Origin of the sequence: Microbacterium halophytorum, assembly GCF_002970975.1 — a bacterium.
Taxonomy (GTDB): domain Bacteria; phylum Actinomycetota; class Actinomycetes; order Actinomycetales; family Microbacteriaceae; genus Microbacterium; species Microbacterium halophytorum.
In genome coordinates this window covers 191379-212415 of record NZ_PNFA01000007.1, presented here as the reverse complement: position 1 = coordinate 212415, position 21037 = coordinate 191379, and the positions used below count along the sequence as shown (strand labels likewise).

Annotated in this window: 22 protein-coding genes and 1 pseudogene; 13 read left to right on the top strand and 10 right to left on the bottom strand. The window is 71.6% G+C overall.

Annotation, left to right across the window (positions count from 1 at the left end; genetic code table 11):
• Nucleotides 1-87 precede the first annotated feature (87 nt).
• From C0010_RS09345 to C0010_RS09315, 7 genes are read left to right on the top strand one after another with little or no spacing between them, the layout of a single operon-like run.
• The gene (locus tag C0010_RS09345) at nucleotides 88-1086 is read left to right on the top strand and encodes an AAA family ATPase (RefSeq protein WP_105566803.1); all 999 of its coding nucleotides are present in this window, start codon (nucleotides 88-90) and stop codon (nucleotides 1084-1086) included.
• A 3-nt stretch (nucleotides 1087-1089) separates the two neighbouring features.
• Nucleotides 1090-1986: a DUF58 domain-containing protein gene (locus C0010_RS09340; RefSeq protein WP_105566802.1), complete on the top strand. Its 897-nt coding sequence runs from the start codon at nucleotides 1090-1092 to the stop codon at nucleotides 1984-1986.
• Nucleotides 1973-2500 carry a hypothetical protein gene (locus tag C0010_RS09335; RefSeq protein ID WP_105566801.1) on the top strand — a complete coding sequence of 176 codons (528 nt, stop codon included), beginning with the start codon at nucleotides 1973-1975 and terminating at the stop codon, nucleotides 2498-2500. Before C0010_RS09340 ends, C0010_RS09335 begins: the two co-directional genes overlap by 14 nt.
• Nucleotides 2491-3468 carry a VWA domain-containing protein gene (locus C0010_RS09330; protein WP_105566800.1) on the top strand — a complete coding sequence of 326 codons (978 nt, stop codon included), beginning with the start codon at nucleotides 2491-2493 and terminating at the stop codon, nucleotides 3466-3468. Before C0010_RS09335 ends, C0010_RS09330 begins: the two co-directional genes overlap by 10 nt.
• On the top strand, nucleotides 3465-4502 hold the full coding sequence (locus C0010_RS09325; RefSeq protein WP_105566799.1) for a VWA domain-containing protein: 1038 nt from the start codon (nucleotides 3465-3467) through the stop codon (nucleotides 4500-4502). Before C0010_RS09330 ends, C0010_RS09325 begins: the two co-directional genes overlap by 4 nt.
• Complete coding sequence (locus C0010_RS09320) at nucleotides 4499-5227, top strand: hypothetical protein (RefSeq protein ID WP_105566798.1); 729 nt, start codon at nucleotides 4499-4501, stop codon at nucleotides 5225-5227. The genes C0010_RS09325 and C0010_RS09320 overlap by 4 nt, the downstream gene beginning before the upstream one ends.
• Nucleotides 5221-6342, top strand: coding sequence for a hypothetical protein (locus C0010_RS09315; RefSeq protein WP_105566797.1), 1122 nt, complete (start codon nucleotides 5221-5223; stop codon nucleotides 6340-6342). Before C0010_RS09320 ends, C0010_RS09315 begins: the two co-directional genes overlap by 7 nt.
• 37 nt (nucleotides 6343-6379) lie before the next feature.
• Here C0010_RS09315 and C0010_RS09310 read toward each other — a convergent pair whose 3' ends face one another.
• Nucleotides 6380-7081, bottom strand: a complete 702-nt coding sequence (locus C0010_RS09310) for a ZIP family metal transporter (protein WP_105566796.1) — start codon at nucleotides 7079-7081, stop codon at nucleotides 6380-6382.
• Between the two features lie 121 nt (nucleotides 7082-7202).
• Here C0010_RS09310 and C0010_RS09305 point away from each other — a divergent pair, with 121 nt between their 5' ends.
• The 3 genes from C0010_RS09305 to C0010_RS09295 all read left to right on the top strand — a co-directional run bounded on the left by C0010_RS09305 (nucleotide 7203) and on the right by C0010_RS09295 (nucleotide 9792).
• Nucleotides 7203-7742: a DUF2087 domain-containing protein gene (locus C0010_RS09305; RefSeq protein WP_105566795.1), complete on the top strand. Its 540-nt coding sequence runs from the start codon at nucleotides 7203-7205 to the stop codon at nucleotides 7740-7742.
• An 82-nt stretch (nucleotides 7743-7824) separates the two neighbouring features.
• Nucleotides 7825-9252, top strand: coding sequence for an argininosuccinate synthase (gene argG, locus C0010_RS09300; protein WP_105566794.1), 1428 nt, complete (start codon nucleotides 7825-7827; stop codon nucleotides 9250-9252).
• Nucleotides 9253-9372: 120 nt separating this feature from the next.
• A complete protein-coding gene (locus C0010_RS09295; protein ID WP_105566793.1) occupies nucleotides 9373-9792 on the top strand; it encodes a VOC family protein in 420 nt (139 codons plus the stop codon).
• 46 nt (nucleotides 9793-9838) lie between these two features.
• Here C0010_RS09295 and C0010_RS09290 read toward each other — a convergent pair whose 3' ends face one another.
• Both C0010_RS09290 and C0010_RS09285 read right to left on the bottom strand, forming a co-directional pair.
• Nucleotides 9839-10546, bottom strand: coding sequence for a Pr6Pr family membrane protein (locus C0010_RS09290; protein WP_105566792.1), 708 nt, complete (start codon nucleotides 10544-10546; stop codon nucleotides 9839-9841).
• Between the two features lie 35 nt (nucleotides 10547-10581).
• A complete protein-coding gene (locus tag C0010_RS09285; RefSeq protein WP_105566791.1) occupies nucleotides 10582-10779 on the bottom strand; it encodes a hypothetical protein in 198 nt (65 codons plus the stop codon).
• A gap of 101 nt (nucleotides 10780-10880) precedes the next feature.
• On the opposite strand from C0010_RS09285, the gene ald reads away from it, so the two are divergent.
• Entirely contained in the window at nucleotides 10881-11963 is a 1083-nt protein-coding gene (gene ald / locus C0010_RS09280; protein WP_105566790.1) for an alanine dehydrogenase, read from the top strand.
• A 24-nt stretch (nucleotides 11964-11987) separates the two neighbouring features.
• Here ald and mnhG read toward each other — a convergent pair whose 3' ends face one another.
• From mnhG to C0010_RS09250, 6 genes and pseudogenes are all read right to left on the bottom strand, one after another.
• Nucleotides 11988-12335 carry a monovalent cation/H(+) antiporter subunit G gene (gene mnhG / locus C0010_RS09275; RefSeq protein WP_105566789.1) on the bottom strand — a complete coding sequence of 116 codons (348 nt, stop codon included), beginning with the start codon at nucleotides 12333-12335 and terminating at the stop codon, nucleotides 11988-11990.
• 176 nt (nucleotides 12336-12511) lie between these two features.
• Nucleotides 12512-12781 (bottom strand): annotated as a pseudogene (locus C0010_RS15260) (monovalent cation/H+ antiporter complex subunit F); the annotation flags it as partial.
• Entirely contained in the window at nucleotides 12778-13359 is a 582-nt protein-coding gene (locus tag C0010_RS09265) for a Na+/H+ antiporter subunit E (protein ID WP_105566788.1), read from the bottom strand. The pseudogene C0010_RS15260 and the gene C0010_RS09265, both read right to left, overlap by 4 nt.
• A complete protein-coding gene (locus C0010_RS09260; RefSeq protein WP_105566787.1) occupies nucleotides 13356-14912 on the bottom strand; it encodes a Na+/H+ antiporter subunit D in 1557 nt (518 codons plus the stop codon). Before C0010_RS09260 ends, C0010_RS09265 begins: the two co-directional genes overlap by 4 nt.
• Complete coding sequence (locus C0010_RS09255) at nucleotides 14909-15415, bottom strand: Na(+)/H(+) antiporter subunit C (protein WP_105566786.1); 507 nt, start codon at nucleotides 15413-15415, stop codon at nucleotides 14909-14911. The genes C0010_RS09260 and C0010_RS09255 overlap by 4 nt, the downstream gene beginning before the upstream one ends.
• On the bottom strand, nucleotides 15412-18441 hold the full coding sequence (locus C0010_RS09250) for a Na+/H+ antiporter subunit A (protein ID WP_105566785.1): 3030 nt from the start codon (nucleotides 18439-18441) through the stop codon (nucleotides 15412-15414). Before C0010_RS09250 ends, C0010_RS09255 begins: the two co-directional genes overlap by 4 nt.
• Nucleotides 18442-18604: 163 nt before the next feature.
• Between C0010_RS09250 and nucS the strand changes: the two genes are divergently transcribed.
• Complete coding sequence (nucS, locus tag C0010_RS09245; RefSeq protein WP_105566784.1) at nucleotides 18605-19300, top strand: endonuclease NucS; 696 nt, start codon at nucleotides 18605-18607, stop codon at nucleotides 19298-19300.
• Nucleotides 19301-19415: 115 nt separating this feature from the next.
• On the opposite strand, the gene C0010_RS09240 is transcribed toward nucS, so the two are convergent.
• Nucleotides 19416-20279 carry an alpha/beta fold hydrolase gene (locus C0010_RS09240; RefSeq protein WP_105566783.1) on the bottom strand — a complete coding sequence of 288 codons (864 nt, stop codon included), beginning with the start codon at nucleotides 20277-20279 and terminating at the stop codon, nucleotides 19416-19418.
• A gap of 73 nt (nucleotides 20280-20352) precedes the next feature.
• On the opposite strand from C0010_RS09240, the gene C0010_RS09235 reads away from it, so the two are divergent.
• Entirely contained in the window at nucleotides 20353-21021 is a 669-nt protein-coding gene (locus tag C0010_RS09235; protein ID WP_105566782.1) for a TetR/AcrR family transcriptional regulator, read from the top strand.
• Nucleotides 21022-21037: the final 16 nt, after the last annotated feature.

Sequence of the window (21037 nt, the reverse complement as noted above, 5' to 3'; positions counted from 1 at the left end):
ATGCCCCGGATGGGCACCTCGGCCCGGGCCGGACGTCGGCACGCCGCCGTAGGCTGGGAGCGCAGCCGACACAGGGGGAACCGCCAGATGGCACAGCAGAACGCACCGACGCCCGACGAGATGGCGCGCGCCAGGGCTGTCCTCGACGAGATCGCGACGGCGTACTCCCGCCGCATGGTGGGCCAGGAGCGCCTGCGCACCAGCCTGCTCGTCGCGCTGATCTCCGGCGGCCACATCCTGCTCGAGTCCGTGCCCGGCCTGGCGAAGACGACGGCGGCGTCGACGCTCGCCGACACCGTCGCGGCCGACTTCAAGCGCATCCAGTGCACGCCCGACCTGCTGCCGAGCGACATCACGGGCAACCAGGTGTACGACCAGGCGAAGGGCACCTTCCGCACGGTGTTGGGCCCCGTGCACGCCAACTTCGTGCTGCTCGACGAGATCAACCGCTCGAGCGCGAAGACGCAGTCGGCGATGCTCGAGGCGATGCAGGAGCACCAGACCACGATCGGCGGCCAGGTGCACCACCTGCCGAAGCCGTTCCTCGTGATCGCGACGCAGAACCCGGTCGAGCAGGAGGGCACCTACGAGCTGCCCGAGGCGCAGCTCGATCGCTTCCTGCTGAAGGAGATCGTCGAGTACCCGAGCCCCCAGGAGGAGTTCGAGGTGCTCGCGCGCATCGACACCGGGCTGCTCGACCCCGAGGCCCACCTCGCGAGCACGGCGAGCCTCGACGACGTGCTGCTGATGCAGGACGTCGCGCGGCGCGTGCACGTCTCCCCCGAGATCCGGAACTACATCGTCGGCATCAGCTACGTGACCCGCAACCCCGCGCCCTACATCGGCGAGGAGCGCGCCCGGTACATCAAGTACGGGGCGAGCCCCCGCGCCTCGATCGCGTTCCTGCAGGCCTCGCGCGCGCTCGCCCTCATCAACGGCCGCGCGCACGTGCTGCCGGAGGACGTGCGCGAGCTGCGCCACCTCGTGCTGCGCCATCGCGTGCTGCTCACGTTCGAGGCGGAGGCCGACGGCATCCGGAGCGAAGACCTCGTCGACGCGATCTTCCAGTCGGTCCCGACGCCGTAGCCGATGCCTGCCACCCTGCTCACGCGGGTGAAGGGGAAGCTCTTCATCCACTCGCGGCGCAAGTCGGCGCACGCCCTCGACGGCGCGTACGCGTCGCTGTTCCACGGGCGCAGCCTCGACTTCCAGGATCTGCGGCGCTACGAGCACGGCGACGACATTCGCGACATCGACTGGCGCGCGACGGCCCGGCTGTCGAGCCTCCTCGTGAAGCGCTCGCGCGCGACCCGGATGCACACGGTGCTGTTCGCGGTCTGCACCGGCAGCGAGATGGCGGCGCTGGCCCCGGATGAGCGGCCCAAGAGCGAGCTCGCGATCATGGCCGTCGGCGCGCTGGGCCTCCTCGCGGCGCGGCACGGCGACGACGTCAGCGTGCTGCGCGGCGACGCCTCCGGCGTCAGGCGCACTCCGCCGCGGCGCTCGGAGGGCGCGCTCGAGCACGCGCTGCGGGCGATCCAGCGCGAGTCGACGCGCGACGGCCCGCCGAGCGACCGCGGCGCGATGCTGCGGGCGATCGCCCGCACGGTCTCGAAGCGCGCGATCCTCGTGATCGTGACGGACGAGGCGCCCCTCACGGCCGACGACGAGCGCACGCTGCGGCGCCTGCGCGCGCAGCACGACGTGCTCTGGGTGACGGTGCGCGACGCCGACCCCGTACTCGCCGAGCGCGCCCGCGGCGAGCGCCGCGACTCGTCGACCGGCTGGGCGGTGCCCGCGTTCCTGCACGGCGACGCCGATGTGGTCGCCGACCTGTCGGCGGCGCGCGCCGCCGAAGACGCCCACCGCGCCCGCGTGCTGGCGGCGCTCGAGATCAGCACGGCGGAGGTCTCGACGCACGACGACGCCGTACCGGCACTGCTCGGCATGCTGAACGCGAGGAGGGCGGCGCATGCGGGCCGCTGACGGCATCCGCGCGGCGCTCGCGCGCGGCCAGGGCGGCATCGGCCCGGAGGAGCTCTACCCGCCCGACCAGTACTCCGGCTGGTGGCTGCTGCTCGCGGTCGGCATCATCGCGGTGCTGATCGCGGCGACGGCCGCGATCCTCGTCGCCACCCGGGCGCGGAGGCCGAGGCCCGACCAGGGCCCACCGGGGACGCCCGTCGAGCGCCTCGGCCGCCTGCGGCTCGACTACCTGCATCGCATCGACCAGATCGAGGCGGCCCACGCCGACGGCAGGATCGACGCGCGCCGCGTGCACGCCGAGCTGAGCGCGCTCACGCGCGCGTTCGTCAACGATTACACGGGCATCGCGACGCCCGTGATGAGCCTGGAGGAGATCGGCACGCAGCAGGTGCATCCGGCGCTCGTCGCGGCGCTCGAGACGTACTACTACCCGAGCATCTTCGGCGACCGGCCTCCCGGCGACCCCGCACCGGGGATCGCCGCCGCCCGCGAGGTGGTGACGGCGTGGCAGTAGCGCAGCTCTGGCCCTTCTTCGCCGTCGCGGGCGCCCTCGCGATCGCGATCGGCATCGGCCTGTGGCGGGGCCGCACCCGCGGTGCGGAGGACGAGGACGGTGCGACCGTCTCCCGAGCCGAGCGCGTGCGCTGGCTGCCGTCGGTGCGCCGGGCGACCCGGCGACGTGCGGCGGGCCTGACGGCGATCGTACTGCTGGGCGTCGTCGCGGCGGGCGCGAGCGGCGTCGTCGCGGCCCGGCCGATGAGCGAGCAGACGATCGAACCCGCGAGCGCGAGCCGCGACATCATGCTGTGCCTCGACGTCTCCGGCTCCATGTCCGACGTCGACAAGGAGGTCCTCGACGTCTTCCTCGACCTCATCGACGGCTTCGAGGGCGAGCGCATCGGGCTGACGATCTTCAACGCGTCGCCTGCGCAGATCTTCCCCCTCACCGATGACTACGACTTCATCCGCGAGCACCTCCAGTCCATCCGCGACAGCTTCGAGTTCGGTGACATCACGCCCGAGCACTGGATCGGCACGCTCGACGGGCCCGGCGCCTCCCTGATCGGCGACGGCCTCGCCGCCTGCGCGCTGCGCTTCGACCACGCCGACCTCGACCGCTCGCGCTCGATCATCCTGGCCACGGACAACCAGCCGGCGGGCGCCGAGGTGCTCGACGTGCAGGAGGCCGCCGACTATGCGGGCTCGCAGGACATCCGGGTCTACGCGCTGAACCCGGTGCAGGGCCAGGCCGAAGCCGCCGACAGCCTCGTCGCCGCCGCCGAGTCGACGGGCGGCGCGGCGTACGCGCTGCGGGGCACGACGACGGTGTCGAGCATCGTCGACGACGTGCAGCGCCAGGAGGCCAGCGCGCTCACGGGCGAGGCGGAGGTGGTCGAGACCGACGACCCCGCCGCGTGGATCGTCCTGCTGCTCATGACGGTGCTCGCCGCCGTCGCGGTGATGTGGCGGGTGAGGCTGTGACGTTCCTCCCCGTGCTCCCATTCTGGCTGCTCGCGCCGCTCGCGCTGGCCGGCCTGGGCGTCGCCGTGTGGGCGCTCGCGCGCGCCAGGGCCGCTCGCGAACGCGCGCTCTGGGCGGTGCGGGTCCTCCTCGTCGCGGCGTGCGTCGTGCTCGCGCTGCGCCCCGGTGTGCCGGGCGGCACCTCGACCTCCGTAACGACGAACGTCGACGTCGTGATCGCGCTCGACAACACGACGAGCATGCTCGCGGAGGACGGCGCCTCGGGCGACGAACCGGATGGCGCGGGGGCGGGCGGCGACGCGGCCCCCGCGACCCGCGCCGACGACGCCCGCGCCGATATCGCGGCGCTCGTCGAGGCGTACCCCGGCGCGCGCTTCGCCCTGGTCACGTTCGACGACTCGGCCCAGCTGCGGCTGCCGCTGACGACCGACACCTCGGCGCTGATGTCGTCGCTCGACGTGCTCTCGCCGCCCCCGACCGACCGCTCGTCCGGCAGCTCGATCGGCATTGCGGCGCCGGTCGTCGCCGAGACCCTCGCGGGCTCCGCGGACGACGACGACCGCGCCCGCCTGGTGTTCTACCTCGGCGACGGCGAGCAGACGGCGGGCGGCGAGCCGGCGTCGTTCGCCGACAGCGCCGAGCTCGCGGGCGGCGGCGCGGTGCTCGGCTACGGCACCGAGGCCGGCGGCCGGATGCCGAGCGTCGCCGCGGGCACGGGCGGCACGGGCGAGTACCTCGAGGACCCGTCGACGGGGGAACCGGCCGTCTCCGTGATCGACGAGGAGGCTCTGGGCGCGATCGCCGACGACCTCGGCGTCGACTACGCGCACCGCGCGGGCGACCCCCTCGAACCGCCCGCGGTGCCCGAAGCGGTGACGACGACGAGCGACGCCGCGACTCCCGGTTCGCGCATCGAGCTGTCGTGGATCGTGGCGCTCGTCGTCGCGGCTCTGCTCGCGATCGAGGTCGGCGTCGCGAGCGGCCGCATCGCGCGCACCCTGCGCATCACGGCACCGAGGAAGGAGGCGCCATGACCCCGAACTCGGCTCCCGCACCCGCGCCGGCGGCCCCGCGCCGGCGCCTGCGCCGCCGCCTGCTGATCGGGCTCGCGCCCGTCGCGCTCGTCGGCCTGCTCGTCGTGGCGAAGATCCTGTCGATGTACGCGTTCGCGTTCGGCGCCGTGACGAGCCACGTCGCGGGCGATGCCCCCGCCACCGTCGCGGCGGCCGAGAACCAGGAGCCCGTCAACGTCTTCGAGCGCTGGCTCGCGCCGTACAACGTCGGCGTCGGCCTGGCCGCATCCGGGGACCTGCCGGAGGCGCGCGCGAAGTTCGAGGAGGCCCTCCCCCTCGCGCGCGGGCTCGACGTGTGCCCCGTGCGGCTCAACCTCGCGCTCGTGCTCGAGATGATGGGCGACGCCACGCGCGGGAGCGACCCGGATGCCGCCGCCGAGCTGTACGCGGAGGCGCTCGAGGTCAACGCGGGAACGCCGGAGGAGTGCCGCAGCGAGGAGGCCGACGCCGCCTCGCCCGACCCGTCGCGGCAGAGCTCCCAGACCCTCGACGACCAGCGGCAGCGGCTCGAACAGCAGCAGCAGCAACAGGGCGGCGACGAGGAGGAACCGCCGGAGGAGGAAGCGCAGCAGCAGCAGGACGACCTCGACGAGATCGAGGAGAAGCTGCGCGAGAGCGACCGCGAGCGCCAGGAGCAGCAGGGCGATGAGGGCGGCTCGGGCGGCGGGACGGACAAGCCATGGTGAGCGAACCGCGCTATCTCTCGCACCACGACGGCGCCCCGCCGACGCCGCCGCCGGGCGGGTACCAGCACGAGCGGCGGTTCCCCGCGTCACCGTTCGAACCAGCCGCGGCGGCCCCCCAGACGCCGAAGAAGGAGCCGAACCCCCGCCTGCGCCACCCGCTCGGCTGGGTCGCGCTGGCGGCGGCCGCCGCGTTCGGCATCGCGCTCGTCGCGACCCTCCTCGTCGCGGGTGCGGACGCCGTCTACGGCACGACGATGCTCGCGCTGCAGCTGATCGTCGCGGCCGCTGTCATCACGGCGCTCGTCGTCGCGCCGGCACGCGCGATCGGCTCGTGCGCGCTGGCGCTCGCGCTCGTGCTGAACATCGGCACCGTCGGGGCGGTCGGCGCGGTACAGGCCTCCGCCTCCGGCACCTACGCCGGCGCTGGCGCCGAAACCGACCCTGAGGCCGCGTACCCCGGTGTGAAGGGCGTCGACGACGACCTCGTGCTCGAGGCGCCGTCGCTCGAGCAGACGGCCGACGGCATCGACCGGGTCGCGAAGCGCATCCGCGACGAGCTGAGCGCCGAGTTCGGCTTCACCTGGGTCTCGGGGGGCGAGCCGGCGCTCCGCGGCGAGCGCAACGGCTACGGCGGCGAGTCGATGCTGCAGGAGTACACGGCGCCCGGATGGGCGACGAACGAACCGATCCACGGCTACGACGAGAAGCTGGCCGTGATGCGGGCGATCGACCGGATCCTCTACGACGAGGGCGTGTACTACTCGCTGTACCCGCTGAACGAGCCGGCCGAGGGCTCGATCTCCGACGAGAGCATGGAGCAGCTCTACGGGTCGACCGACCCGCGCGAGCAGGTGCGGTGGTCGTACTACACCGAGCTGACGCGCCCCGACTACTCGCCGGAAGCCCCGTCCCCTCCCCTGTTCTACGCCGACATCATCGACCTCGACAACGACGAAACGGGCCGATGGACGCAGCAGCAGGAGGCCTTGGCCGAGGACCACGGCCAGCCCCTGGAGGGCCTGCAGCTGCAGTTCATCGCCCCCCAGCAGTTGTCGGAGTCGGACCGCGAGGCCTTCGTGAAGGCGCTGGAGGAGCACCCCGAGCCCGCGGGATGACGCGTCATATACGGCGGGTTCCGGGTGGCGCGGGCGCTCAGCCCGCCATCGACAGCCCGGCGGCGAGGGCGAAGCCGATCACCGTCGCCAGGCCGGTGTTCTCCTTCGCCTTCCGCTGGGCATCCGGGATCATCGTGTCGACCAGCATCACGAGCAGCGCGCCGGCAGCGAAACCGTTGGCACCCGCGCTGAAGGCGGCGGGCACCGAATCGGCGAGCGCGTAGCCGCCGACCGTCGCGAGCGCGCAGACGACCGCGACCCCCGACCACAACAGCATCACGCGGGAGCGCCGCATGCCGCCCTCGAGCAGCTCTGATGCGGAGCCGATCGACTCCGGCAGGTTCGAGACCACGATCGCGATCACGAGCGCCATGCTGACGCCGTCGCCAGCGGCGAGGCCGATGCCGAGCACGAGCTGCTCAGGGATGCCGTCGAGCAGCGCCCCGACCGCGAGCGGTCCGCCCTGGCCGGCCGCCGCCGACGCCCGCCGTTCGACGAGCCGATCGGCGACGTAGTAGGTCAGCGCACCGACCGCCATGCCGACGACGAGCGGCACCGGGCCGGCGACCGCGAGCCCGTCCTCGAAGAGCTCGAACGAGATCGATGCGATCAGGGCGCCGGCGCCGAAGCCGAGCACAAGCCCCAGCCACGCGGGCGGCCAGCCCTTCCACAGCGCGAGCACGGCGCCGAGCGCGAGCGGCGCCGCCGCGACGACGCCCCACACAACTGCAGCACCCACGCGGCACCTCCTGTTGAAACCATGCCACGGAGCGGGCCGCCGCTGTGCGATCCTGGTCGCTGCCGCGCCGCGTGCTCGCACGTGCACGGCGCGCGACGGAAGAGGAAGAAGGTACGGCTGCATGACCGATGCGACCGGTGACAACGCCTGGCGGCGCGTGGTCGCCGCGCTGGCCAACGACGACGTGCGGCGCGCGGCCGGCGCGCTGTTCCTCGGCGCCGACCCGGAGGGCGAGCTCGCGAAGCTGTCACCTTCACGGCGCCGGCACGTGGTGTCGACCCTCGTCGGCTCGGGGATCGCGACGGGCGACAACGGCGCTCTCGCCGCGAACCCGAGCGTCTTCGCCGAGCTGCTCGCCCAGCGGCCCGCCCGCACGGCCACCGGCATCGAGCGCTTCCTGCGCAACGGCCGGATCGTGCAGTACCCGATGAGCAAGGCCGAGCGCGGGGAGCTGCTGGCCTGGGTGGCGCGGCGCGCGCTGAAGCCCGGCGAGGTCGTCTCCGAGAAGGAGATGAACGAGCGTGTGCGCCCGTTCTCCGACAACGTCGCGATCCTGCGCCGGTACCTCGTCGACTACGGCATGGTCGAGCGCCGCCCCGACGGCACGGAGTACGCGCTCGCGGCAGGCGCGGACGGCGGCACGGCACCACCCGCCGGCTGAAGCGCGCGTTCGGCGGAGCCCGCGCATCCGGATACACCGACCCGGATCGTGCGCCCACCGCACGCCCCGTAGGATGGTCAGCATGTCGAAGGTCCTTCAGTCACTCCCCGTCGGCGAGCGCGTCGGCATCGCCTTCTCCGGGGGTCTTGACACCTCCTGTGCCGTCGCCTGGATGAAGGACGCCGGCGCGGTGCCCTACACCTACACGGGCGACCTCGGGCAGTACGACGAAGACGACATCGCCTCGATCCCGGAGCGCGCCCTCGAGTACGGCGCCGAGAAGTCCCGGATGATCGACTGCAAGCCGCTTCTCGTCGAGGAGGGCTTCTCGGCCCTCGCCTGCGGCGCGTTCCACATCCGGTCGGCCGGCCGCACCTACTTCAACACGACGCCCATCGGCCGCGCCGTCACCGGCACGCTCCTGGTGCGCGCCATGAAGGAGGACGGCGTCGACATCTGGGGCGACGGCTCGACCTACAAGGGCAACGACATCGAGCGCTTCTACCGCTACGGCCTGCTCGCCCACCCGGCGCTGCGGATCTACAAGCCGTGGCTCGACGCCGACTTCGTCTCGCAGCTCGGCGGCCGCCAGGAGATGAGCGAGTGGCTCGTCGAACACGGCTACCCGTACCGCGACTCGGCGGAGAAGGCCTACTCGACCGACGCCAACATCTGGGGCGCGACGCACGAGGCCAAGACCCTCGAAGACCTGAACGTCTCGCTCGAGACCGTCGAGCCGATCATGGGCGTGAAGTACTGGGACCCCTCGGTCGAGGTGCCCAGCGAGGACGTCACGGTCACCTTCGACCAGGGCCGCCCCGTCGCGATCAACGGCCGCGAGTTCGCCGACCCCGTCGAGCTCGTGCGCGAGGCGAACACGATCGGCGGCCGCCACGGCCTCGGCATGAACGACCAGATCGAGAACCGCATCATCGAGGCGAAGAGCCGCGGCATCTACGAGGCGCCGGGCATGGCGCTGCTGTTCGTGGCCTACGAGCGCCTCGTCAACGCGATCGTGAACGAGGACACCCTCGCCACCTACCACGAGCAGGGCCGCCGCCTCGGCCGCCTGATGTACGAGGGCCGCTGGCTCGAGCCCCAGTCGCTGATGCTGCGCGAGTCGATCCAGAAGTGGGTCGGTTCGACGATCTCGGGCACCGTCACGATCCGCCTGCGCCGCGGCGAGGACTACACGATCCTCGACACGGCGGGCCAGTCGCTGTCGTACGCGGGCGAGAAGCTGTCGATGGAGCGCGTCGGCGATGCCGCGTTCGGGCCCGTCGACCGGATCGGCCAGATGACCATGCGCAACCTCGACATCGCCGACTCGCGCGCCCGCCTCGAGGGCTACGTGCAGCGCGGTCTCATCGGCGGCACGACGGGTGAGCTGATCGGCTCGATGGAGGCGGGCGGCGCCGAGGCGATCACCTCGCACGCGGGTCCGATCGACGACTCCGAGGCGCTCGACCAGGTCGGTGAGGCGGCGGCGTTCGACGCCGGCACCGACTGATCGCTCTCTCCGGGAGGGGGTCGCGCACCGATGTGCGCGACCCCCTCCCGCGTGTCCGGGGTTCGTGCCATGATCCTCCCGTGGGCCGACCGGCCCGCACACGGGTGAGGAGAGCAAGTCATGGCGATGCAGGCAACCCCCTATCTGACCTTCGACGGCAACGCCGAGGAGGCGATGAAGTTCTACCAGGCCGCGCTCGGCGGCCAACTCGACATCGTGCGCATCAAGGACATGCCGATGGAGGGCGGCGACGACGAGTGGAGCCCCGAGGACGTGATGCACTCGGCGCTCGTCGTCGACGGCGTCTCGGTCGTGTACGGCTCCGACGGCGGCGACGCCTCCTCGTCGGGCGGCTCCGTCACGGTGTGCCTCTCGGGTGACGACGCCGATGAGCTCGCGGCGGCGTTCGAGAAGCTGAGCGACGGCGCCGACGTCACGGCGCCGTTCGGGCCCGCGCCCTGGGGCGGGTTCTACGGTCAGTTCACCGACCGGTTCGGCGTTCCGTGGATGCTGGAGGGCGGCGGCGAGCAGCCCGCCTGACCCGGCGGGTGCCGCGGGCTTCCGGGCGGACGGCCGCCCGGAAGCCCTACGCAGCGGCGGGCGCAGCCGCCGCGATGCGCGCCCGCCGGCGCCAGAGAGCGAGGATCCCGGTGCTGACGATGCCGAACGCGATCGCGATCCCGATCACGTACAGGGCGACGCCGCCGTAGCCGCCCTGCACGTGCGGGTTCAGGAACGGGTACGGGTACCACCAGGCGGAGCCCGTGGCCGGCGACACGACGTGCTCGGCCCGGAGGAGCGTGTACCCGACCCAGGCGATCGGATAGGCGAGCACGACCCCGATCGCTCCCCAGGGGAGAGCCCGGTGGCGGGCGAGGAGCGCGTCGGCCAGCAGGAACAGCGGCCCGACGACGTGCATCACCTCGTTGGCCCACGACACCGTGTTGCCGACGAGGAGCGCCGGCCCGAACCGGAGCAGCGTGTTGTAGACGAGGCCCGTGATCGTCATGAACGTGGCCGCCGCGAGGAACAGCGTGCCGACCCACGCCGGCTCGCGGCCGGTGCGCCCCCGGAGGGCGCGCACCGCCACGACCGCGAGCGCGACGGCGGCGACGATGTTGGACTCGACCGTGAAGAAGCTGAAGAAGTTCGCGACGATCGTCGGGACGTGTGAGCCGTACTCCGTTCCGGAGGCGAGCGCGAAGCGGATCGAGTGGACCAGTTGGGTCGCGACCGCAGCCGCGATGAGGGCGGCCATCCCGAGCCGCACGAACGTCCAGGGCGCCGTCGTCATGGGACGAGGCTAGTGGGTGCCCGGCGCATTCGCGTTCATTCCGGGATCGCCAGGTGCTCCTTCTTCGCCTGCTTGCGATTGCGCGACTTCTGGAAGAGCTTCTTCGCGTCCTCCGGGTCGAGCGTTCCCTCGGCGAGCATGCGGATGGGGCAGCGCTTGCAGCGCGGCTTCGATTTGCAGCACTCCTTCTTGGGCCCCTTGGCCTTCTTCTTGTGCTTCTTGCCCTTCCCCATGGCGTCGATAGTAGGTCGCGCTGGGCACACTGCACGAATCTGCCCGGGGCAGCCCGATCGGTGGCAGAGTCGGGGTGTCACCGTCGCACGAGGAGGTCGTCATGCGGGTCGCCGTTCCCACCGAGGTCAAGAACAACGAGAACCGCGTCGCCATCACGCCGGCCGGCGTCGACGCGCTCGCGCACCGGGGCCACGAGATCTTCGTGCAAGCCGGCGCTGGCGCAGGGTCGCGCATCGCCGACGACGACTATCGCCGCGCCGGAGCGGTCATCACGCCGGATGCCGAGAGCACCTGGGCCGCGGCCGACCTGCTCGTGAAGGTGAAGGAGCCCGTCGCGAGCGAGTACGGCTTCCTGCGCGACGACCTCACCCTGTTCGCCTACCTCCACCTCGCGGCCGATCGGCCGCTGACGGAGGCGCTCGTGTCGTCCGGCGCGACCGCCGTCGCATACGAGACGGTGCAGCTGCCCGACAGGTCTCTGCCGCTGCTCACGCCGATGAGCGAGGTCGCGGGGCGTCTGTCGGTCACCGTCGGCGCTTACCACCTGATGAGCCCGCAGGGCGGCCGCGGGTCGCTGCTCGGCGGGGTTCCCGGTGTCGGCAGGGCGCACGTCGTCGTCATCGGCGGCGGCACCGCGGGCGAGAACGCCGCGGCGAACGCTCTCGGCCTCGGCGCCCGGGTCACGGTGCTCGACGTCGACCTGCGCCGGCTCGCCGAGCTCGAGGCGCGCTACGGAAACGGGCTCGAGACGCGGTATTCGACGCGCTACGCCGTCGCGGACGCCCTCATGGACGCGGACCTCGTCATCGGCTCGGTGCTGATCCCGGGGGCCGCCGCGCCGAAGCTCGTCACGGATGAGATGGTGAGCCGGATGAAGCCGGGCGCCGTGCTCGTCGACATCGCAATCGATCAGGGCGGCTGCTTCGAGGGCTCGCACCCGACGACGCACGACGACCCGACCTTCGCGGTGCACGACGCGGTGTACTACTGCGTCGCGAACATGCCGGGGGCGGTGCCGGCGACCTCGACCCACGCGCTCACGAACGCGACGCTCCCCTACATCGAGAAGATCGCCGCCCGAGGCTGGACCGCGGCGGCCGAAGCCGACCCAGCTCTCGCACTGGGCCTGAACGTCAGCGCGGGCGAGATCACGAACGCGGGGGTCGCCGCCGCGATGGGCTGAGCGGCGGAGGAAGAGGCGCACCCGTCAGCCCTCGTCCTCCAGCACCTCGCGGTCGCGGTCCAGCTCATCCCGGATGAGGTGGGCGGAGTCGAGCGTGCCGTTCCGGTACGACTGCCGGCCGGCCATGTGGGCCGACAGCGGGGCGGTCGCGAGCTGGATGATCACGACGGGGATCAGGAACGCGACGGCGGCCCAGGACTGCAGCGCGATGGCGACGCCGATCGAGATCAGGATCAGGCCGAGCACCTGCGGCTTGGTCGCGGCGTGGATGCGGCTCGGCACGTCGCGGAAGCGGAGCAGCCCGATCGACGCCGTGAGGCACAGCAGCGCGCCGATCAGGACGAGCACGAGCGCGACCAGGTACCAGCTCATCGCGCACCCCCGTTCCGGTCGGGCCCGCCGGCATCCGGATGCTCCGGCACCGCGTCGGAGGCCGCTCCGCTGCCCGTCGGCTCGGCGACGGCACCGCCGCGCGTCCCCGAGTTCGCCGCGCCCCCGGGCGCCTCGGCGTCATCGCGGTCGCGCGGGCCGCGGGCCTCCGTGCCGTCGCTGCGATCGCGACGGGCGACGAAGCGCGCCACCGCGACGGTGCCGAGCACGCCCGTCGCCGCGATCATCAGCATGACGGGCAGCGTGTCGGTGCGCTCGTTGATGGCGGCGTCGGCGCCGAGGACGCACAGCACCATCGTCAGCAGCACGTCGCTCGCGAGCGCGCGGTCGAGGATCGACGGACCCTTGATCATCCGGATGATCGCGAGCAGCGCCGCGACCGCGAACACGGCCGAGATCAGCGCGATGAGCACCGCTTCGATGGTCATGACGCAGCCTCCCCCGACTCGCGTCGCTCGAGGTACGGCGGCAGCTTGGCGCGGCACACCCCGAGCTCGGAGCGCGAGCCGACGGCCCGCACGATGCGCCGCTCCCAGGTGAGCACGTTGTGCCGCACCCTGTCGAGGTCGGCATCGTCGCGCACGCCGATCGCGTGCAGGTAGAGCACGCGACGGCCGCGGTCGGCCTCGACGACGGTCGTGCCGGGAACGAGCGAGACGGCGACGGCCGTGTGGGTCATGATCAGGTCGTCGTCGACGCGCAGCGGCGCCTTCACGATCGCAGCGCTCGGCGTGCCGGGGCCGATCGCCTGCCACGCGACCTGGAGGGCGCCGTGCACGAGCTCCCACAGGAACTGCACGATGAACACGGCCAGCCAGAACACGTTGACGCGGCCCGTCAGGTCGGCAGGCGGAAGCCGGAACACGGTCGTGACGAAGGCGGCGACGCCGACGCCCGTGATCGCGGCCAGCCAGGTGAACTGACCCCACAGCATCATCCACAGCACGACGAGCCACACGAAGAACGGCAGCTGGTTCCAGAATCTCTTCAGAGTCCTGTTCGTCATGTCCCCTGCTCCACCCCCTCGAGCTCGACGAGGGAGATCGGCTGCAGAAGCGATTCACCGATGCGCTCGCAGACCTCGTAGATCGGGCCGGCGAACACCGTGAGCGCGAGCGTCACGGCGACCATTCCGATCGTGGCGCCCGTCATGATGCGCGGGCTGACGCGGCGCTCCGTGAGCGTGTCGGCGGCCGGCGCGAGCTGGAGATGCCCGAAGCGGTCCTGGTCACCCGGTTCGTCGTCCTTCTCGCGCCAGAACGACAGGTTCCAGGCCCGCATCAGCGCGTACAGCGTCAGAAGCGAGGTCAGGACACCGGCGACGACCGAGACCCACATGATCGGGGTCCCGACGGCGACGGCCGCGTCGAACAGGCCGAACTTGCCGATGAAGCCCGAGAACGGAGGCAGCCCGCCGAGGTTCAGGGCCGGGATCAGGTACAGGGCCGCGATCAGCGGGGCGGCCTTCACGAGACCCTTCACCCTCAGGATCGAGGTCGAGCCCGCGTAGCGCTCGATCAGGCCGACGGCGAGGAACAGGGTGGTCTGCACGACGATGTGGTGGACGATGTAGTACACCGTCGCGCCGACGGCCTCTGGCGTATTGATCGCGAGCCCGAAGATCATGTATCCGACGTGGCTGACGAGGGTGAACGACAGGATGCGCTTCAGCTCGGCCTGCGCGACGGCGCCGAGGATGCCGACGACCATCGTCGCGACGGCCGCGATCGCGAGCACCAGGTCGATGTCGCTGTCGGGGAAGATCTGCGTCTCGGTCCGGATGATCGCGTAGACGCCGACCTTCGTCAGCAGGCCGGCGAACACCGCGGTCACGGGCGCCGGTGCTGTCGGATAGGAGTCAGGCAGCCAGAACGACAGCGGGAAGATCGCCGCTTTGATGGCGAAGCCGAGCAGCAGCAGCACGTGCAGGAGCAGCACGACCCCGTCCGGGAGCTCGCCCATCCGCTCGGCGATCTGCGCCATGTTCACGGTGCCGAGGGCGCCGTAGATCACGGCGATCGCCGAGAGGAAGATGATGCTCGACACGAGCGAGACCACGATGTAGACCGTGCCCGTCCGGATGCGCTCCTTGGTCGATCCGAGAGTGATCAGGACGTACGACGCGACCAGGAGGATCTCGAAGCCGACGTAGAGGTTGAACAGGTCTCCCGCGATGAACGCGTCGAAGATGCCGGCGGCCAGGATGAGGTAGGTCGGGTGGAAGATCGACACCGGGGTGTCCTCGTCGCCGTCCGCCGCGCCCTGCCCGATCGAGAACAGCAGGACGGCGAGCAGCACGATGCTCGAGACCGCGACGAGCAGAGCGGCGAGGCGGTCGACGTAGAGCACGATGCCGAACGGCAGCGGCCAGCCGCCCACCGAGACGGCGAGGGGCGTGCCCTGGTCGACGATGACGAGCATCCAAGCGGCGAGCAGGAAGGTCGCCGACAGCGTCGCGACCGACACCAGGATCTGCATCCGGCGGTGTCGGCTGAGGAGCAGGGTGAACGCCGCGCCCAGCAGCGGGAGGGCGACGAAGAGGGGCACGAGCAGGCTCATGGGCGGCCACCGCCGTTCCGGTCGGTGCGAGCGGGCTGCGCGGTCTGCGTGATCGCCGTGATCGGCGAGACGGCGTCGTCGGAGAAGTCGGTGTGCTCCTCGTCCTCCTCCTCGGCGGCGCCCTCCTCGACGTCGAGCACCGTCGTCGTCTCGGTCGCGCGCTCGCGCAGGGCGATGTCCTCGGCGTCGTCCTCGACGGCGTCCTCCTGGCCGAGCTGCCACGAGCGATAGATCAGGGCGAGGAGGAATGCGCTCACGGCGAATGTGATCACGATCGCCGTGAGCATGAGCGCCTGGGGCAGCGGGTCGGACTGCGGTTCGTCGCTGCCGTAGAACGGCGAGACGCCGGGGAACCCCATCGAGATGAGCAGGAGCAGGTTCGTCGCGTTGCCGAGCAGCAGGAAGCCGATCAGCACGCGCGTGAGGCTGCGCTCCATCATGGCGTAGACGCCGGCGCCGTAGAGCACGGCCATGACGACCACCAACGAGGCTGAGACGCTCATCGTGCCCCTCCCTCGGCGGGCCGCTGCACGGCGACCGGCTCTGTGATCACAGCGGACGCGTTCTCGGACGGCGTTCCCGCCGAGTAGCCGTCTGCCGCCGGCTGGAACCGGCGCCCGCCGTCCTCGACGATCTGCCGGTCGACCTCACCTCCGAGCGAGCGGAGCACGTCGAGCACGAGCCCGACCACGACGAGGTAGACGCCGATGTCGAAGAACGTCGACGAAACGAACTCGACGTGACCGACGAGCGGCAGATCTGCCTCCCACACGGCGCGCGTCAGCGGGTCGAGCCCCGCGAGCATCGGCGCGACCGCCGTGACTACGGAGATCGCCATGCCGGCACCGAGCATGTAACCGGCGTCGGTCGGGGCCGCGATGCCGAGTTCGTAGCGGCCTCCGGCAACATAGCGCATCACCAGCGCGAGGCCTGCGACCAGGCCGCCCGCGAAGCCGCCGCCCGGCAGGTTGTGGCCCGCGAACAGCAGATAGATCGAGATCACGATGATCGTGTGGAACAGGATGCGCACGACGACTTCGAGGATCATCGACCGCGATGCGGCGCTCATGCTCGACCCGGCGAGCAGCCAGGCCCGCGGCGCCCCGGAGTTCCCCGCATCCTGCATCCGGATGCCGTCCTGCGTCTCGACCAGCGGCGTGCGCCGGAAGCGCATGCGCTCGCGGATCGTGGTGCGCCGCCGCACGGAGCGGCGCGCCTGCGCGAGACGATCGTTGCGGGCCGTGACGAACACGAGCGAGGCGACGCCCGTCGCCGCGAGCACGAGCACGCTGAGCTCGCCCATGGTGTCCCAGCCGCGCAGGTCGACGAGCGCGACGTTGACGACGTTCTTGCCGTGGCCGATCTCGTAGGCCATCTCGGTCCACGCCGTCGACACGGGTTCCGCGACGCGCGCGCTCGCCGCGAGCACCGCGACGAGCGCCATCGTGACGCCGACGGCGGCCCCGACCAGGGCGCGCAGCACAGGCGTGCTCGTGCCGTGGTGGCTCCCCATCCGCGACGGAATGCGACGGAGGACGAGCGTGAACGCGACGAGCGTCACGGTCTCGACGAGCACCTGCGTGACGGCGAGGTCAGGTGCGCCCGAGAGTGCGAACAGCGTCACCATCCCGAGGCCCGTGACCGACACGAGCACGACGCCCGTGAAGCGCTTGCGGGCCCGCACCGCGACGATGCCGGCCACGATCATGGCGCCGGCGGCGATCGGCTGCGCCGGGTCGTGCCAGGCCACGAGGTTCACTTCCCAGTCGCCGTGGGCGACGAGCACGGTCGCCTCCGCTGCGACGAGCACGCCGAAGGCGAGCGCCACGTACGTCGGCAGCGAGCCGCGCTGGATCGCGCGCGTGATGAGCACCGCGAAGCGGTCGATCTCACGCGTGACCAGGTAGTACACGTCGGATGCATGCAGCCGCAGGAGGCGCCGCTGGCGCGGGACGCCGAAGCGGCGGGAGAGCCAGAACACGGCGATGCCGACGGCGATCGAGAGCGCAGAGAGCGCGAGCGCCGGCTCGAGCCCGTGCCAGAGGGCGAGGTGCGCGCCGTGCTCGCCCGGCGCCGTGTCCGCGTAGGGAGCGATGGCGCGGTCGAGCGCGGGGGCGGCGAAGCCGCCCGCCGCCGTGAGCGCCGCGAGGACGAGCGGGCTCGCGATGAAGTCGAGCGGCGGGTCCGGCCACTCCGTGCGCGGCCGCGGAGCCCCGCCCTTGGCCCTCTTCGTCCAGAACGCGCCCCAGATGAAGCGCAGGCCGTACGCGGCCGTGAGCGCCGAGCCCGCGACGATGCCGACGAGGGCCACCCAGCCCCACGGCTCGCCCGCCACCGCCTCGTCGATCATGGCCCCGAGCGCGGATTCCTTCGCAACGAACCCCAACAGCGGCGGCACTCCGGCCATCGATGCGATCGAGACGATCGACACGACCGCGAGCGTCGGCGCCTGGCGCCCGAGCCCACTGAGCTCGTCGATGTCGCGCGTGGACAGCTGTCGGTCGATGATGCCGACGACGAGGAACAGCGCCGCCTTGAACAGCGAGTGGGCCAGCAGCAGCGCGAGGCCGGCGAGGGCCGTATCGCGCGCTCCGTAGCCGATGACCGTCGTGATGAAGCCGAGCTGGCTGACCGTTCCGTACGCGAGCAGGCGCTTCAGGTCAGTCTCGCGCAGCGCCTGGAAGCCGCCGAGCAGCATCGTGAACACGCCGAGCGACACGACGAGCGGACGCCACGGCTCGATGTCGCCGAAGGCCGGGGCGAAGCGCGCGAGCAGGTAGATGCCGGCCTTCACCATCGCGGCGGCGTGCAGGTAGGCGCTCACGGGCGTAGGCGCCGCCATAGCGCCCGGCAGCCAGAAGTGGAAGGGGAAGATCGCCGACTTACTGAAGGCGCCGACCAGCAGGCACACGATCGCCGCGGCCGTCAGCGCGCCCGTCGGAGGCGCGGCGAGTATGCCGCTGATGGAATTGGTTCCCGCCTGCACCGCCAGGATGACGGCGCCGACGAACATCACGAGGCCGCCGAGCGTGGTCGTCAGCAGCGACTGCAGCGCGGCGCGGCGGCTGGCGGCACGGGTGAAGTAGTGGCCGATCAGCAGGTACGACAGCACGCTCGTGATCTCCCAGAAGATCACGAGCATGATGATGTCGTCCGTCAGGACGAGGCCGTACATCGTGCCGGCGAAGCCGAGCAGCTCGCCCGCGAAGCGGCCCCGCCCGGCGCCTTTGCCGCGGAAGTACGTCGCGCAGTAGATCAGCACGAGCGCGCCGACGCCCGCCACGACCAGCGTCATCACCCAGCTGAGGGTGTCCATCCGCATCGAGATCTCGACGCCCAGCGGGCCGATCCACTCGTATGTCTCGAACGGAATGCGCCCCGCCGCGACAGCGGGCGCCTGAACGAGCGCGTGCACGAAGCCGACGAGGGGAAGGAGCGCTGCGACGTAGAACACGCGCGATCCGAACCACGCCGCGAGCGGCACGACCGCAAGGGAGACCACTGCGAACGCGGCGAGGATCACGAGCATGCGGATATCTCCTCGTCGTCGGGCCGGCGGGGCTCACAGGCGGCGGGTGGTTGTCAAGCGGTGGATCCAGTCTATCGGTGCCGAACCTATGGGCTCCCCGGGGAGGCCTGGGTGCTCTCCCGCCGCGTGCGTGCTCCCGGCCCGCACAGCTACGATCATCCGGATGCGACTTGTTATTGCGGAGTGCTCGGTCGACTACACGGGCCGCCTGAACGCCCACCTGCCGCTCGCGAAGCGCGTGCTGATGCAGAAGGGCGACGGCAGCGTGCTGATCCACTCCGACGGCGGCTCGTACAAGCCGCTGAACTGGATGAGCCCGCCGTGCCGCACGGAGGTGCTGCAGCCGGATGAGGAGCTCGCCGAGGCCGGCGTCGTCGAGGTGTGGAAGGTGACCCACCAGAAGACGGGCGACGCGCTCACGGTGCGCATCCACGAGATGATCTCCGACTCGTCGCACGACCTCGGCGTCGACCCCGGCCTGATCAAGGACGGTGTCGAGTCGGACCTGCAGCGCCTCCTCGCCGAGCAGGTCGACCGCGTGAGCGAGGGCGCGACGCTCGTGCGACGCGAGTACCCGACGGCGATCGGCCCGGTCGACCTGATGGTGCGTGATGCCGAGGGCGCCCCCATCGCGGTCGAGATCAAGCGCCGCGGCGAGATCGACGGCGTCGAGCAGCTCACGCGCTACCTCGACCTGCTCGGCCGCGACCCGCTGCTGACGGGCATCAGGGGCGTCTTCGCCGCCCAGGAGATCAAGCCGCAGGCGCGCACCCTCGCCGAGGACCGCGGAATCGAATGCCTCGTGCTCGACTACGAGGGCATGAAGGGCATCGACAGCGGGGTCCCGACGCTGTTCTGAGCGCCGGGCCCGCGGCGCTCCCATCGTCGCGCCGGTGGCGGATGCCGTATGCGGCACGCCCCCGCCCTGCACTGCCGCACCCGGGGCGCGGGCCGCAGAGCCCAGAGCATGCCCGTCAGACAGGGACGTGCGCTCCGCGGGCGACGACGTCGACGACGGCATCGAGCACGTCGGGGTCGGTCAGTACTCGGTTGTGGCCGAGACCGGTCGGTCGCAGAATCCGCGAACGCCCGGCGTGTGCGCTGTGCAGCCGGACCGAGTCGTCATCCGCAAGGCCGCGATCGTCGCGACTGTGCACGACGAGCAGGCTGGTGTGCGCAGGAAGAGGGTGGGCTGCAGAGTCGAACTGCTCGGTCACGGATGCGGGAGTCTCGCCGATCCTCGCCGCGAACAGCTGCGTCAGCCGGTCGCGGGCCCCGCGCGACAGCTCAGCCGTCCGCGCGAACTGGTCGATCATCGCAGCCGGCCCGGCCGCGCCGGAGATCGTGGCGACGACCGGCGTCGGCGCGAAGGTGCGCGCTGCCGTGAGGCCGGCGATCGAGCCCACCGAGTGGCCGACGACAGCGGCGAACGGACCGAACCGCCGTTGCAGCCCTTCGGCCGCCGCCATCCAGTCCCGGATGTCCGGGCGTCGGCCGCCGGACGCGCCGTGCGCGGGGGCATCGAACGACACGACGCGCATTCCGACCGCGACGAGCCTCCGGATGAGAGGTGCGAACTGGATGGCCCTGCCCTTCCAACCGTGGATGACGAGCACGGTGCGCTCGCCGTCGCCCCAGCGGTAGGTCACGACGTCGCGACCACGCACGCGCAGCAGTTCCCGGTGCGCCGCGGCGTCGGTGGCGCGGTCGCGTTCGCGCAGCGGCATCCGGGGGCGCACACGGAAGAACAGGCGATAGGCGAGCCGACCGGCCAGATCGGGGGAGATCGCGTCGGCGGCGCGGAGGGCGGTCAGGACGAACGCGGCGGAACGGGTCATGGCTTCCTCGATTCGGAATGAATACGAACGATCGTATGTAGAGTATACGAACGATCGTGCGTAAACTAGAGGGGTGTCGGATCAGGTTGTGGACGGCCGCCGCGCGCGCGGAGACGCCTCGCGACGCCGCGTGCTGACGTGCGCCACGAATCTCGCTTCGGTCGACGGGCTCGACGGGCTCACGATCGGCCGCCTCGCCGAGTCGTCGAAGCACAGCAAGAGCAGCATCGCGACGCTGTTCGGGAGCAAGCAGTCCCTGCAGCTGGCGACGATCGCGGCCGCGCGCGAGGTGTTCATGACGACGATCGTCGAGCCCGCGCGCGACGAGCCCCGCGGTCTGCGCCGCCTGGCGGCCCTGCTGCGCAACGAGATCGCCTACTCGCGCGACCGCGTGTTCACCGGCGGCTGCTTCTTCGCGGCCGCCTCGGCCGACATCGACTCCAAGTCGGGCCCGGTGCGCGAGGCCGTGCGCGAGGCGCAGTTCCAGTGGCTCGGGTACATCACCGCGCAGATCCGGTACGCCATCGAGGCCTCCGAGCTGACGGCGGATGCCGAGGACGCCGACGAGATCGCGTTCGAGCTCATCGCGCTCCACGAGCACGCGAACAATCGCTCCCTGCTGCTCGGCGACGACCGTGTCTACGAGTTCGCCGCTCGCGCGATGCGGCGGCGGCTTCTCGCGGCCGGAGCGAGCGAGACGATGTTGGCGGCTCTGGCCCAGCAGCCTCACAGCGGGCGGTGACTCAGACGGTCATCGG

Coding starts and splice junctions, on each gene's coding strand:
- C0010_RS09345 (WP_105566803.1), top strand. CDS start 88: ATGGCACAGCAGAACGCACCGACGCCCGACGAGATGGCGCGCGCCAGG.
- C0010_RS09340 (WP_105566802.1), top strand. CDS start 1,090: ATGCCTGCCACCCTGCTCACGCGGGTGAAGGGGAAGCTCTTCATCCAC.
- C0010_RS09335 (WP_105566801.1), top strand. CDS start 1,973: ATGCGGGCCGCTGACGGCATCCGCGCGGCGCTCGCGCGCGGCCAGGGC.
- C0010_RS09320 (WP_105566798.1), top strand. CDS start 4,499: ATGACCCCGAACTCGGCTCCCGCACCCGCGCCGGCGGCCCCGCGCCGG.
- C0010_RS09315 (WP_105566797.1), top strand. CDS start 5,221: ATGGTGAGCGAACCGCGCTATCTCTCGCACCACGACGGCGCCCCGCCG.
- C0010_RS09305 (WP_105566795.1), top strand. CDS start 7,203: ATGACCGATGCGACCGGTGACAACGCCTGGCGGCGCGTGGTCGCCGCG.
- argG (WP_105566794.1), top strand. CDS start 7,825: ATGTCGAAGGTCCTTCAGTCACTCCCCGTCGGCGAGCGCGTCGGCATC.
- C0010_RS09295 (WP_105566793.1), top strand. CDS start 9,373: ATGGCGATGCAGGCAACCCCCTATCTGACCTTCGACGGCAACGCCGAG.
- C0010_RS09290 (WP_105566792.1), bottom strand. CDS start 10,546: ATGACGACGGCGCCCTGGACGTTCGTGCGGCTCGGGATGGCCGCCCTC.
- C0010_RS09285 (WP_105566791.1), bottom strand. CDS start 10,779: ATGGGGAAGGGCAAGAAGCACAAGAAGAAGGCCAAGGGGCCCAAGAAG.
- ald (WP_105566790.1), top strand. CDS start 10,881: ATGCGGGTCGCCGTTCCCACCGAGGTCAAGAACAACGAGAACCGCGTC.
- mnhG (WP_105566789.1), bottom strand. CDS start 12,335: ATGAGCTGGTACCTGGTCGCGCTCGTGCTCGTCCTGATCGGCGCGCTG.
- C0010_RS09265 (WP_105566788.1), bottom strand. CDS start 13,359: ATGACGAACAGGACTCTGAAGAGATTCTGGAACCAGCTGCCGTTCTTC.
- C0010_RS09260 (WP_105566787.1), bottom strand. CDS start 14,912: ATGAGCCTGCTCGTGCCCCTCTTCGTCGCCCTCCCGCTGCTGGGCGCG.
- C0010_RS09255 (WP_105566786.1), bottom strand. CDS start 15,415: ATGAGCGTCTCAGCCTCGTTGGTGGTCGTCATGGCCGTGCTCTACGGC.
- C0010_RS09250 (WP_105566785.1), bottom strand. CDS start 18,441: ATGCTCGTGATCCTCGCCGCGTTCGCAGTGGTCTCCCTTGCGGTCGTG.
- nucS (WP_105566784.1), top strand. CDS start 18,605: ATGCGACTTGTTATTGCGGAGTGCTCGGTCGACTACACGGGCCGCCTG.
- C0010_RS09240 (WP_105566783.1), bottom strand. CDS start 20,279: ATGACCCGTTCCGCCGCGTTCGTCCTGACCGCCCTCCGCGCCGCCGAC.